Origin of the sequence: Aureimonas phyllosphaerae (assembly GCF_900113065.1) — a bacterium.
Lineage (GTDB): Bacteria > Pseudomonadota > Alphaproteobacteria > Rhizobiales > Rhizobiaceae > Aureimonas > Aureimonas phyllosphaerae.
This window is the reverse complement of record NZ_FOOA01000006.1, coordinates 165,949-178,493: the sequence shown is the minus strand read 5'-3', so window position 1 is coordinate 178,493 and position 12,545 is coordinate 165,949. Positions and strand designations below refer to the sequence as shown.

The window sequence follows — 12,545 nt, the reverse complement described above, 5'->3', positions numbered from 1 at the left end:
TTCGAGGACAGTCCCATCATGACACAACGCGGATACGGCGGACCGCTTCGCTACGTCCAGGGCCCGGGCATCGCCTCCGATCTCGGCCGCTACGTCGCCCCCTTGGGCGACCGGGCGCTAGTGGTGATCGACGGCTTCTTCTGGGAGACGCTGCGCCCAGACCTCCAGTCGGCGCTGTCGGCCGCCGGGGTCGCGGCCGAGTTCGTGCGCTTCGGCGGCGAATCGTCGGACGCCGAGATCGAGCGTTGCGTGGCCGCCGGCCGCGAGGCCGGCGCGAAGTCCGTCGTCGGCATCGGCGGCGGCAAGGCGCTCGACACGGCCAAGATCACCGCCTTCCACATCGGCGCGCGGATCGTGACCGTGCCGACCATCGCATCGACCGATTCGCCCACGAGCTCGCTCGGCGTGATCTATTCGCCGGACGGCGTCTACGACCGCGTGGTGCGCTGCGGGCGCAACCCGGACGTGGTGCTGGTCGACAGCGAACTGATCGTGAAGGCGCCGGCGCGCTTCCTCGCCGCCGGCATGGGCGACGCGCTCTCGACCTTCTACGAGGCCCGCTCCAACGTCGAGTCGCGCTCGAACAACTACATCGGCGACGGCTATGCCACGACGGTCGGCGGCTACCAGATCGCGCGCGCCTGCCACGATACGCTGATGCGCGACGGGCGCGCGGCCTATGTCGCGGCAAGGGACGGGCGCCTGACGACCGCGGTCGAGAACATCATCGAGGCCAACACGCTTCTGTCCGGCCTCGGCTTCGAGAACTGCGGCGTATCCGGCGCGCACGGCATTCACGACGCGCTGACCGTCCTCGAGCCGGTGCACCATTTCCTACACGGCGAGAAGGTCGCCTTCGGGGTCCTGTGCCTCCTCGTCCTCGAGAACCGGCCGCCGGCCGAGTTCGAGGAGGCACTCGCCTTCTGCCGCGACGTCGGCCTGCCGACGACGCTCGCCGACCTCGGCCTGAAGGACGCCGGCGCCGCCGACATCGCCCGCGTCGGCGAGGCCGCGATGGTCCCGACCAACGTCATCCATTCGGTCCCCGTCAAGCTGACGGCGCGCGCGATCTCGGATGCGATCTGGACCGCGAGTCACCTCGCAGAGCGCGGCAAGGCCGATCCCGCAGCGCCCGCCGCGCCGGGTCACTGACCCCTCGCCCCGCGACGCCGGCCGGCCGCGCCGGCGTCGCGGGGGCCGGCCGCATTAGGGTTAATCCTTCGTTGCATTTGCCGGCCGGCCGCGCTCGCGCGATATCACTCGCGACGCCACAGGAGGCCCCGATGCTGCCCCTCATGCCCGGACCCGATCCGACCGCCTTCGGGGCGATCGCCATCGCGCTGACCATCGGCGCCGGCGGCGCGGTGCTGGCCTTCGCCGGTCTCCTCGGCTGGACCGCCGTCGAACTCGTCTGCCTGATCGAGCACTACGGCGAAGCCTGAGGCGCGAAGCGCCACCCGTTGCGGCGCGCGAGGGCGCTCCATAGACTGCGGCTATGATCGACCGCTATCACCTGCGCTATTTCCTCGCCGTGGTCGACACGGGAAACTTCTCGCGCGCGGCCGCCGCGTGCCACGTCTCGCAGCCGACCCTTTCGGTCGGCATCGCCAAGCTCGAGCAGGGGCTCGGGCGCGTGCTCTTCCATCGCAGCAACCGGCGCGTCGAACTGACCCCGGCGGGGGCCGCCCTTCTCGCCCATGCGCGCGCGATCGAGGCGGGCTTTGCGGCGGCCGAGCGGGAGGCCGCGGGCAGCGCCGCCGCGCCGGTCCTCCGGCTCGGCATCCTCTCCACCGTGCCCCGCCGCTGGACCGAGGATTTCCTCATGCGGCATACGCAGGACGGGGCATCCGAGCGGCTGGAGATCGTGGAGGGCGGCGAGCGCGACCTGCGCACGCGCCTGACGCGCGGGCGGATCGACATGGCGCTGACGATCCTGCGCGAGGAGGCCGAGCGGACGAGCGGACGCCCGGTCGTGTCGGAAGGCTATTCCCTGGCTCTCGCCGCGACGCATCCCCTGTCCGGCCGCCCCGCCCTACGCGCCGAGGACCTCCTCCACGAGCCGATGCTGGTGCGCCGACACTGCGAGCTTCTGCCCGAGACCAGCCGCTTCTTCACAGCGCGGGGCGTGCGCCCCTTCTTTGCCGCCCGCACCACCAGCGACGACAAGGCGCTCGCCTATATTCGGGCCGGCCTCGGGCTGACGGTGATGCCGGACGGCTTCACAGAGGCGGGCGTCGCCAGGGTGCCGATGGAGGACTTCGCCTTCCGGCGCGACCTCGGCCTTGTCGTCGCCCCCCATGCCGACGCCCGGTCGCTGACCTCGGGACGCACCGCCGATCGGCTGGCGGAAGCCTGCGCAGGGGCCGCGTCTGCACCGTCCATCTCATCATAGATCTCGCCTATGATGAAGCCCGGCATCTTTCAATTTTGCCGGACGGGCGAAGCCACGTAGTCTTGCGCTTCGACAAGCTTGGGAGGGCGCGTTGGCGGACCTGGATTACGGCCTCGGCGAGATGGCGGACACGATCCGCGACACGACGCGGCGCTTTGCGACGGACAGGATCGAGCCGATCGCCGCGGAGGTGGATCGGGAGGACCGCTTCGCCCGCGAGCTGTGGCCGCAGATGGGCGCGCTCGGGCTCCACGGTATCACGGTGGAGGAAGAGCACGGCGGCCTCGGACAAGGCTATCTCGAGCATCTCGTCGCCTGCGAGGAGGTGAGCCGCGCCTCGGCCGCGATCGGCCTCTCCTACGGCGCCCATTCGAACCTGTGCATCAACCAGATCCGCCGCTGGGCGAGCCCGGAGCAGAAGGCGAAGTACCTGCCGAAACTCGTGTCGGGCGAGCATGTCGGAAGCCTTGCCATGTCGGAGGCGGGCGCCGGCTCCGACGTCGTGTCGATGAAGCTGAAGGCCGACAAGGTGGACGGCGGCTGGCGCCTCAATGGGACCAAGTTCTGGATCACCAACGCGAGCCACGCCGACACGCTCGTGGTCTACGCCAAGACGGATTTGGAGGCCGGCTCCAAGGGCATCTCGACCTTCCTGATCGAGAAGGACTTTGCCGGCTTCTCGATCGGCCAGCGGATCGACAAGGTCGGCATGCGCGGCTCGCCGACGGCCGAACTCGTGTTCGACGACTGCTTCGTGCCCGACGAACAGCTGATGGGGCCGCTCAACGGCGGCGTGAAGGTGCTGATGTCGGGCCTCGACTACGAGCGCGTGGTCCTGTCCGGCATCCAGGTCGGCATCATGCAGGCCTGCCTCGACGTGGTGGTGCCCTATGTTCGCGAGCGCCGACAGTTCGGCCGCCCGATCGGCGATTTCCAGCTGATGCAGGCGAAGGTCGCCGACATGTATGTCGCACTCAACGCCTCGCGCTCCTACTGCTACGCCGTCGCAAGGGCGTGCGACGCCGGCCGCGTCACGCGGTTCGACGCGGCGGGCTGCATCCTGTTCGCGTCCGAGAGCGCGGTGCGGGTCGCCGGCGAGGCGATCCAGGCGCTCGGCGGCGCCGGCTACACGCGCGACTGGCCGGTGGAGCGCTACTGGCGCGACGCCAAGCTTCTCGACATCGGCGCCGGCACCAACGAGATGCGACGCATGCTGGTCGGCCGCGAGTTGATCAAGCACGACGCCCCGCGCGTCCAGTAGGCCCCGCCGATGCCGACGCTCCGCTCGCTCGCCGACACCGCCTCGCCGGCCTTCGCGGCCCAGGACGCCCACAACCGCGCGCTCGCCGCGACGCTGCGCGAGACGACGGCCAGAACCGCACTCGGCGGATCGGCCGAGCACCGCGCCCGGCATGTCGCCCGCGGCAAGCTCCTGCCGCGCGACCGCGTCGCCCGGCTCCTCGACCCCGCCTCGCCCTTCCTCGAGATCGGGGCGCTCGCGGCGAACGGCCTCTATGGCGACGCCGCGCCCGGCGCCGGGATGATCGCCGGCATCGGCCGCGTATCGGGGCGCGAATGCATGATCGTCGCGCACGACCCCACGGTGAAGGGCGGCGCCTATTTCCCGATGACGGTGAAGAAGCACCTGCGGGCGCAGGAGATCGCCTTCGAGAACCATCTCCCCTGCATCTACCTCGTGGATTCGGGTGGCGCCAACCTGCCCCATCAGGCCGAGGTCTTTCCCGATCGCGACCATTTCGGCCGCATCTTCTTCAATCAGGCGCAGATGTCGGCGGCGGGCATCCCGCAGATCGCCTGCGTCATGGGCTCGTGCACGGCGGGTGGCGCCTATGTGCCGGCGATGTGCGACGAGACAGTGATCGTCCGGAACCAGGGCACGATCTTCCTCGCCGGCCCGCCCCTGGTGAAGGCCGCGACGGGCGAGGTGATCTCGGCCGAGGAACTCGGCGGCGCCGAGACCCATGGGCGGCGCTCGGGCGTCGTCGACCATGTCGCCGAGGACGATACCCACGCGCTCCTCATCGTTCGCGATATCGTCGCGACGCTGAACCGCGCGAAGGCGGTCGACATCGAGCGCGCGCCCCCGCGCCCGCCGCTCCTCGATCCGGCCGAGCTCTACGGCATCGTGCCGACCGACCTTCGCACCACCTACGACGTGCGCGAGGTGATCGCGCGGCTCGTCGACGGGTCCGAGTTCCACGAGTTCAAGGCGCTTTACGGCACGACACTCGTCTGCGGCTTCGCGCGGATCTGGGGCATGCCGGTGGCGATCCTCGCCAACAACGGCGTCCTCTTTTCCGAGAGCGCGTTGAAGGGAGCGCATTTCATCGAGCTTGCCTGCCAGCGCCGCGTGCCGTTGTTGTTCCTCCAGAACATCTCGGGCTTCATGGTCGGCGGCAGGTACGAGGGCGAGGGCATCGCCAAGAACGGTGCCAAGCTCGTGACCGCGGTCGCGACCGCCAGCGTCCCGAAGGTGACGGTCCTCATCGGCGGCAGCTTCGGTGCCGGCAACTACGGCATGTGCGGACGCGCCTACAGCCCGCGCTTCCTGTTCTCCTGGCCGAACGCGCGCATCTCGGTGATGGGCGGCGAACAGGCGGCCGCCGTGCTCGCGACCGTCCACCGCGACGCCGACACGTGGACGCCCGAGGAAGCCGAAGCCTTCAAGGCGCCGATCCGCCAGACATACGAGGACGAGGGCAACCCCTACTACGCCACCGCCCGCCTCTGGGACGACGGCATCATCGATCCGGCCGACACCCGCGACATCCTCGGCCTCGCCTTCTCGGCGACGCTCAACGCCCCCATCCCGGAGCGCCCGCGCGCCGGCCTGTTCCGGATGTGACGATGATCGAAAGTCTCCTCATCGCCAATCGCGGCGAGATCGCCCGCCGCATCATCCGCACCGCAAGGCGTCTCAAGATCCGGACCATCGCGGTCCATTCCGACGTCGACGCCGGCATGCCCTTCGTGGGCGAAGCCGACGAGGCCGTCCTGATCGGCACGGCCGCCGCCAGCGACAGCTATCTCCGGCAGGACCGCATCCTCGAGGCCGCTCGGGCGACGGGCGCCGAGGCCATTCATCCCGGCTACGGCTTCCTGTCCGAGAACGCCGAATTCGCGGAGGCCGTGGTCGCGGCCGGGCTCGTGTGGGTCGGCGCGCCTGCCGCCGCGATCCGCGCCATGGGCCTGAAGGACGCCGCCAAGGCGCGGATGATCGAGGCCGGCGTGCCGGTGACGCCGGGCTATCTCGGCGCCGACCAGAGCCTCGAGCGCCTGACGCGCGAGGCCGAGACGATCGGCACGCCGCTCCTCATCAAGGCGGTCGCGGGCGGCGGCGGCAAGGGCATGCGCCGCGTCGACGCTCTGGCGGATTTTCCCGGCCTCCTGGAAAGCTGCCGGCGCGAGGCAGCGGCCTCGTTCGGCGACGATCGCGTGCTTCTGGAACGCTACATCACGGCCCCGCGCCATATCGAGGTGCAGGTCTTCGGCGACACGCATGGCAACGTCGTCCATCTCTTCGAGCGCGACTGCTCGCTCCAGCGCCGCCACCAGAAGGTGATCGAGGAGGCCCCCGCCCCCGGCATGGACGAGGCGACGCGCCGCACCGTCTGCGATGCCGCGGTGCGCGCCGCGAAAGCCGTCGACTATGTCGGCGCCGGCACGATCGAGTTCATCGCCGACGGATCGGAAGGCCTCCATGCCGACCGGATCTGGTTCATGGAGATGAACACGCGGCTCCAGGTCGAGCATCCCGTGACGGAGGCGATCACGGGCCAGGACCTCGTGGAATGGCAATTGCGCGTGGCGAGCGGCGAGCCGCTCCCGCTCGCCCAAGGCGCGCTGCGGATCGAGGGCTGGGCGATGGAGGCGCGCCTCTACGCCGAGAACCCTGCGACCGGCTTCCTGCCCTCGATCGGGCCGGTCGAGCGCCTGCGCTTCCCCGACGGCGTGCGGGTCGACAGCGGGGTCGTTGAAGGCGGCACGATCACGCCATTCTACGACCCGATGATCGCCAAGCTCGTCGTCCACGGCGCGACGCGCGAGCTGGCGGCGAGGCGCCTGTCGGAGGCGGCGGGGGGCACGCAGGTCTGGCCGTTGAAGACCAATGCCGGCTTCCTCAAGCGCGCGGCCGCCCATCCCGACTTCGTGGCGGGCCGGATCGACACCGGCTTCATCGAGCGCCACGCCGCGGATCTCGTCCCGCCTGCCGAGCCGCCGGACGCGGTGGTCGAGGCGGCCGCCTCCGGCCTCCTGCCGGAAGCGGGCGGCGATCCCTGGAGCGCACTCCGGGGCTTCCGTCTCAACGCCGCGCCCGACAGGGAAGTCGACGTGATGGTCGGGGGAACGGCCCACCGCGTCGTTCCCCGCCGCCACCCCGGCGTGACGGTGGTGGAGGGCGTCGCCTTTTCCGGGGGCAACGCCTTCGCCTTCGGCCCGCCCCGCGCCGAGGCCGGCGGCACGGCAAGCGAGGGAGACGGCGCGATCCTGTCGCCGATGCCGGGCGCCGTGATCGCGGTGCATGTGAGCGAGGGGCAGGCGGTCGCCAGGGGCGAGCCGCTTCTCGTATTGGAAGCGATGAAGATGGAGCAGGCGCTGCTGGCGCCGTTTGCCGGCACTGTCGCCCTGTTGAAGGCGGAGCGGGGCGCGCAGGTGCCGGAGGGCACGCTGCTCGCCCGCATCGAACGCTCGGAGGACTGATGGCCGGACGCCCATTCGACGACTGGACCGTCGGCGACCGGATCGCCCACGAGATCCGCCGCACGGTGACGGAAACCGACAATCTCCTGTTCACGGTGATGACCCACAACCCGCAGCCGCTGCATCTCGACGCGGAGGCCGCGCGCGCGAGCGAGTTCGGGCAGATCCTCGTCAACGGGACCTATACGTTCGCGCTGATGGTCGGCCTGTCCGTCGGAGACACGACGCTGGGCACGCTCGTTGCCAATCTTGGCTACGACAAGCTGGCGATGCCCAGACCCGTCTTCATCGGAGATACGCTGCGGGCCGAGACCGAGGTCCATGCACTGAAAGAGAGCCGATCGCGCCCCGAAGCCGGCATCGTCACCTTCGCGCACCGCATGCTGAACCAGCGGAACGAGATCGTCTGCGAATGCCTGCGCACCGCGCTGGTGAAGCGGAAGGCCGCGCCATGAGCCTGCGCTCGCTCCTCTTCGTGCCGGGCGACCGGCCGGAGCGCTTCGCCAAGGCCGAAGCGAGCGGCGCCGATGCGCTGATCCTCGACCTCGAGGACGCCGTGGCCCAAAGCGCCAAGGACGCCGCGCGCCGGGCGGTGGCCGAACGCCTGCGGTCCCCGCGCGGGCGGCCGCGCCTTTTCGTGCGCGTCAATCCGCTGGGCACGCCGCTCTTCGACGCCGACATCGCGGCGCTGGCAAGCCTCGCCCCCGATGCCGTGGTGCTGCCGAAGGCGGAAGGGGGGCGAAGCGTCCTCGCCTGCGCCGAGCGCTTGGCCGAGCACCGCATCGTTGCGCCGATCCTGCCGATCGCCACCGAAACGCCCGCCGCGATCTTCGGCCTCGGCAGCTACGGCGAGGTGCGGGATCGCCTCGCGGGGCTCACCTGGGGCGCGGAGGATCTGCCGGCGGCGATCGGGGCCAGCACGTCCCGCGAGGCCGACGGCCGCTTCACGCCCCCTTACGAGATCGCGCGCTCGCTGACGCTGTTTGCCGCTCATGCGGCCGGCACCGCGGCGATCGAGACGGTCTATCCGGCCTTCAAGGACGAGGCCGGGCTTGACGCCTTTGCGCGGCGGGCCGCGCGCGACGGGTTCACCGGCATGATGGCGATCCATCCGGCCCAGGTCCCGGTGATCAACGCCGCCTTCACCCCGAGCGCGGATGCCGTCGCCGCCGCCCGGCGCATCGTCGAGGCCTTCGCCGCCGCGCCCGACGCCGGGGCGCTCCAGGTGGACGGGCGGATGGTCGACGCGCCGCACCTCGCCCAAGCCCGCAAGCTTCTCGACCGCGCTGGGGACACCGCATGACGCCCGACGAGCCCGCCTGCTTCTTCCGGCGCGAGGGCGACCACGCCTTTCGCGCGACCCACCTTACCGAGGGCGCCTGGAACCCGGCCGAGCAGCACATCGCACCGGCGCTCGGGCTGATCGGCCACGCGATCGAGGCGGACATGCGTGCGCGCCGCGGCGACGATCCGCTGGTCCTGTCGCGCCTGTCCTACGACATCCTCGGCGTCATCCCGATCGGCGTCGTCAGCATCGAGACCGCGGTCATCCGGCCGGGCCGGACGATCGAGCTCGTGGAAGCCAAGCTCCTCTACGACGGGCGCGCTTGCGTCCTCGCGCGGGCCTGGGCGCTGAAGGCCTACGACACCAGCGCGATCGCCGGTACGGCGCTCGACCCGATCCCTGCGCGCGAGACGTTGAGCGAACACACGTTCGACGGCGTCTGGGCGGGGGCCTGCGTGCGCACGCTGGACGGGCGGCGAGAGCAGTTGGGCCAGGGTCGCGCCCGGGGGTGGCTCAACACCGACGTCGCGCTGATCGGCGGCGAGGTTGTCGGCCCAACGGCGCGCACGTTGGGGCTCGTCGACTTCGCGAACGGGATCACCCCGCGCTGCGGCCCGGAAACCGCCCTCTTCCCCAATGTCGACCTGACGGTCCATCTCCTGCGCGAGCCCGTCGGCGAATGGCTCGGCTTCGACACGGCGGTGAGCTTCGGTTCAGTCGGCATCGGCCTCACCCACTCGATCCTGCACGATGCGCAGGGGCCGCTCGGCTCCGTGTCGCAGAGCCTGACGGTGCGCCCGCGCTGAGGCTTAATTCAGTCGTAGCGCCGCTCGTCGGCGATCACCTTGCCGTCGCGCGGCAGGGAGCCGGGCGCCACGACCCGCGCGGTGCCGCGCAGCTTGGTGACGCTCGCGAGCGTTTCGGCGAGGGCCGCGGCCACCGCCTCGTCCCGCCCTTCCGCGTGGAGGGTCATCACGTCGCGCTCGCCCTCGCGCGTGACCACGAGCCGGAGATGCCCGACCTCGGGGTGGCGCTTGCCGACCGTCGCCACCTGCTCAGGCCGCACGAACATGCCGCGCACCTTGGTGGTCTGGTCGGCGCGGCCCATCCAGCCGCGGATCCGCGGCGCGGTGTCGTCGCCGGCCGGGGTGCCGGTGTGGATCGCCGAGAGGTCGCCGGTCGCGAAGCGGAAGAGCGGATAGTCGGCGTTGAGGCGGGTGACGACGAGCTCGCCGATCTCGCCGTCCGGCACCGGGTCGCCCGTGCCGGGCGCGACGATCTCGACGATCGCCTCTTCGCTGACCGCCATGCCGTCATCGGCCGCGCCCGTCTCGAAGGCGATGATGCCGAGATCGGCGGTGCCGTAGGCTTGGGCGAGCCGGAGCCCGCGCCCCTCCAGCTCGCGCTTCAGGGACGCCGGCAGCGCCGCGCCGGAGACGAGCGCCAGCCGGAGCGAGGACACGTCGCGCCCGAGCTCAGTCGCCTTGTCGAGGAGGACCTTCAGGAAGTCCGGCGTGCCGACATAGGCCCGTGCCCCGTATCGCGCGAGGGCGTCGACCTGCGCCTCCGAGCCCGCGGTGCCGGCCGGGATCACGGCGCAGCCGAGCGCATGGGCGCCGCTCTCGAACATCGCGCCGGCCGGGGTCAGGTGATAGGAAAAGCTGTTGTGCAGGACGTCGCCCGGCTCGAGGCCGAGGGCGTCGAGCGCGCGCGCCGCGCCCCACCAGTCCGCGCCGAAGCCCTCCGGGTCGAGGATCGGCCCCGGCGAGACGAAGAGACGCGCGAGTGCGCCGGGTGCCTTGAGCGCCAGCCCGCCGAAGGGCGGCCGCTCGTCCTGGAGACGCGGCAGGTCGGACTTGCGCAGCACCGGTAGGCGGGCGAGCGCCTCGCGCGAGGTGACGGTCGCGGGGTCGAGGGCGCCGAGATGCGCCTGCCAGCCGGGCGCCGTGTCGAGCGCCTGGCCGAGGAGCGTGCGCAGGGTCGCGAACTGCGCAGCCGCGCGCGCCGCCGGCTCGCGCCGGGCGAGGGTCCTGTCATAGACCGTCATGGGAGTGTCCTTCCGATCCCGCGTCAGGCCAGCCAGCGCTTGCGCCGGCGGTAGTGCTTGACGTTGTGGTAGTCGACCTTGCCGCCGCCCCCGAGGTAGAACTCCTGCACGTCCGGGTTGGTGCGCAGCGTCTCGGCCGAGCCGTCCATCACGACATGGCCGTTCTCGATGAGATAGGCGTGGTCGACGATGGCGAGCGCAGCGGCCGCGTTCTGCTCGACGAGAAGCACGGTCAGCTTCTCCGCGCGGTTGATCTCGCCGATCATGGCGAAGATCTCCGAGACGAGAAGCGGCGACAGGCCGAGGCTCGGCTCGTCCAGCATGATGAGGCGGGGGCTCGTCATCATGGCGCGCCCGATCGCCAGCATCTGCTGCTCGCCGCCCGACAGATATCCCGCCTTGTGCCGCGCCCGTTCCTTGAGGCGCGGGAAGTAGGTGTAGACGCGGTCGCGCAGGGCATCGAGCTCGCCGCGCGAGCCTTTCAGCGGAAAGGCGGCGACGAGGTTCTCGTCCGGCGTCAGGTGCCCGAAGATGCGCCGCCCCTCAAGCACATGGACGATGCCGGCGCCCACCCGGTCGGGCGGGCCCATGGCGCGCACGTCGCGCCCGTCGAAGGTGATCTCGCCGCGCGTCACCTGTCCGCGCTCGGGGCCGAGAAGCCCCGAGATGGCTTTCAGCGTCGTCGACTTGCCCGCTCCGTTGGCGCCGAGCAGCGCCACCATGCCGCCCTCCTCCAGCCGGAGCGACACGCCCTTGATCGCGAGGAACACGCGGTCGTAGATCACCTCGACATTGGACAACGACAGGAGGCTCATGGCGTCAGCGTCCCTCGCGGAAGCCCTTGGCGCCGGCGTCGATCTCCTTCTGGACGACCTCGCCGTAATGCGCGCCCCAGTCGGTGACCGGCACCCAGGCCTCGCCGTTCCATTCCGACACGCGGCCGAAGCCACCGCCCTGGTGGTCCTTGGCGGTGATGGTGATCGGCGGCATCAGCCCTTCGGCGTTGAAGTTGGCGATCTTCTCGAAGCCCGCCTTGAGGCGCTCGCCGGTCAGCTCGCCGCCCGCGCCGTCGGCAAGACCAAGGCGCGCGGCTTCCACCGCGACCGCCATGGTCGCGACGCCGAGATTGTAGAGCGACGAGCCGACGAGCCCAGCATCGCCGGCGCCCTGGCCGGGTTTGACGACCTTCTCCTCGATGCGCTGGATGATCGGATGGTCGCGGCCCGGCGCCACCGCCTCGAAGCGCTTGACGCCCTTCATGACGTCGGGCCCGACGGTGCGCGCGTCGGTCTCGGTCAGCCAGACGACGGACAGGATCTTGTCGGCTGCGATGCCGTTGCGGATGGCCTCGCGCACCGACACGGCCTGACCGCCGCCCGCGCCCCAGATCAGCGCGTAGTCGGGTCGGTAGCGGCGCACCTCGGTCCAGGTCGAGCCCTGCTCGTTGCCGGGGCTCGCATAGGCGAAGGTCGAGACCTCGAAGCCCTTCTCGGCGGCGAGGTCCTTCAGGACGTTGATCGGCTCGCGCCCGAACGGGCTGTCGATGTGAACGAGGGCGATCTTCTTGCCGGCGAGCCCGCCGCCCTTCGTCTCGATCCAGTCGGCAAGAACGGTCGCCTGGCTCCAGTAGGTCGCCATCATCGGGAAGATGTAGGGGAAGGTCTCGCCGTCCGAGGCGTCGCCGCGCCCGTGCACCGGCGTGATCATCACCACCTTGTCCTGCAGCGCCTGCGGCACGAGGGCGCGCGAGACGGGCGTCGACAGGAAGTCGAAGAGGATCGCGCCCTGGTCGCGGGCCCGGTTGTAGGCCTCGATACCGCGCTGCGGCTGGTTGCCGGTGTCGGAAACCAGCGCCTCGAACTTGCGGCCGTCGATGCCGCCCTCGGCGTTGACGAGGCTGAGATAGTCGCGCTGGCCCTGATTGTATTCGCCGGTCACGAACGTGTAGACCGCCGTGAAATCCTGGGGCATCGCGAACTTGATCGTCTCCTGCGCGAGCGCCGCGCCGGAGAGACCGGCCGCGAGGGCGAGCCCTCCCAGGATCGATGCGAGACTGCGTTTCATGTGGGTCTCCTCCGGTTGTTTCTTGGGTTTTCGGC

The 12,545-nt window shown here is 70.8% G+C and carries 12 protein-coding genes; 9 read left to right on the top strand and 3 right to left on the bottom strand.

The annotated features are described in order from the left end of the window. The first annotated feature begins 18 nt into the window (after positions 1 to 18). The 9 genes from BM175_RS10165 (at position 19) to BM175_RS10130 (ending at position 9,205) form a co-directional block, all read left to right on the top strand. Complete coding sequence (locus tag BM175_RS10165) at positions 19 to 1,152, top strand: glycerol dehydrogenase (RefSeq protein ID WP_090962687.1); 1,134 nt, start codon at positions 19 to 21, stop codon at positions 1,150 to 1,152. A gap of 131 nt (positions 1,153 to 1,283) precedes the next feature. Beyond that, positions 1,284 to 1,442, top strand: coding sequence for a hypothetical protein (locus BM175_RS22685; RefSeq protein ID WP_175526818.1), 159 nt, complete (start codon positions 1,284 to 1,286; stop codon positions 1,440 to 1,442). 53 nt (positions 1,443 to 1,495) lie between these two features. After that, a complete protein-coding gene (locus BM175_RS10160) occupies positions 1,496 to 2,392 on the top strand; it encodes a LysR family transcriptional regulator (protein WP_090962685.1) in 897 nt (298 codons plus the stop codon). A 121-nt stretch (positions 2,393 to 2,513) separates the two neighbouring features. After that, positions 2,514 to 3,653 carry an isovaleryl-CoA dehydrogenase gene (locus BM175_RS10155; protein ID WP_090962772.1) on the top strand — a complete coding sequence of 380 codons (1,140 nt, stop codon included), beginning with the start codon at positions 2,514 to 2,516 and terminating at the stop codon, positions 3,651 to 3,653. Positions 3,654 to 3,662: 9 nt separating this feature from the next. Further along, positions 3,663 to 5,258 (top strand): carboxyl transferase domain-containing protein, encoded by a 1,596-nt coding sequence (locus tag BM175_RS10150; protein WP_090962684.1) that lies wholly within the window; start codon positions 3,663 to 3,665, stop codon positions 5,256 to 5,258. A gap of 2 nt (positions 5,259 to 5,260) precedes the next feature. Beyond that, on the top strand, positions 5,261 to 7,114 hold the full coding sequence (locus tag BM175_RS10145; RefSeq protein ID WP_090962682.1) for an acetyl/propionyl/methylcrotonyl-CoA carboxylase subunit alpha: 1,854 nt from the start codon (positions 5,261 to 5,263) through the stop codon (positions 7,112 to 7,114). Beyond that, entirely contained in the window at positions 7,114 to 7,569 is a 456-nt protein-coding gene (locus BM175_RS10140) for a MaoC family dehydratase (protein ID WP_090962680.1), read from the top strand. The genes BM175_RS10145 and BM175_RS10140 overlap by 1 nt, the downstream gene beginning before the upstream one ends. Continuing rightward, positions 7,566 to 8,417, top strand: coding sequence for an HpcH/HpaI aldolase/citrate lyase family protein (locus BM175_RS10135; RefSeq protein WP_090962678.1), 852 nt, complete (start codon positions 7,566 to 7,568; stop codon positions 8,415 to 8,417). Before BM175_RS10140 ends, BM175_RS10135 begins: the two co-directional genes overlap by 4 nt. After that, positions 8,414 to 9,205 carry a thioesterase family protein gene (locus tag BM175_RS10130; RefSeq protein WP_090962677.1) on the top strand — a complete coding sequence of 264 codons (792 nt, stop codon included), beginning with the start codon at positions 8,414 to 8,416 and terminating at the stop codon, positions 9,203 to 9,205. The genes BM175_RS10135 and BM175_RS10130 overlap by 4 nt, the downstream gene beginning before the upstream one ends. An 8-nt stretch (positions 9,206 to 9,213) precedes the next feature. Here the strand turns inward: BM175_RS10130 and BM175_RS10125 are convergent, their stop codons facing one another. The 3 genes from BM175_RS10125 to BM175_RS10115 are packed head-to-tail and all read right to left on the bottom strand — an operon-like array spanning position 9,214 to position 12,510. Next, complete coding sequence (locus BM175_RS10125) at positions 9,214 to 10,446, bottom strand: phenylacetate--CoA ligase family protein (protein ID WP_090962676.1); 1,233 nt, start codon at positions 10,444 to 10,446, stop codon at positions 9,214 to 9,216. Positions 10,447 to 10,469: 23 nt separating this feature from the next. Then, positions 10,470 to 11,261 carry an ABC transporter ATP-binding protein gene (locus BM175_RS10120; RefSeq protein WP_090962674.1) on the bottom strand — a complete coding sequence of 264 codons (792 nt, stop codon included), beginning with the start codon at positions 11,259 to 11,261 and terminating at the stop codon, positions 10,470 to 10,472. Between the two features lie 4 nt (positions 11,262 to 11,265). Beyond that, complete coding sequence (locus BM175_RS10115; RefSeq protein ID WP_090962672.1) at positions 11,266 to 12,510, bottom strand: ABC transporter substrate-binding protein; 1,245 nt, start codon at positions 12,508 to 12,510, stop codon at positions 11,266 to 11,268. Between the last annotated feature and the right edge of the window lie 35 nt (positions 12,511 to 12,545).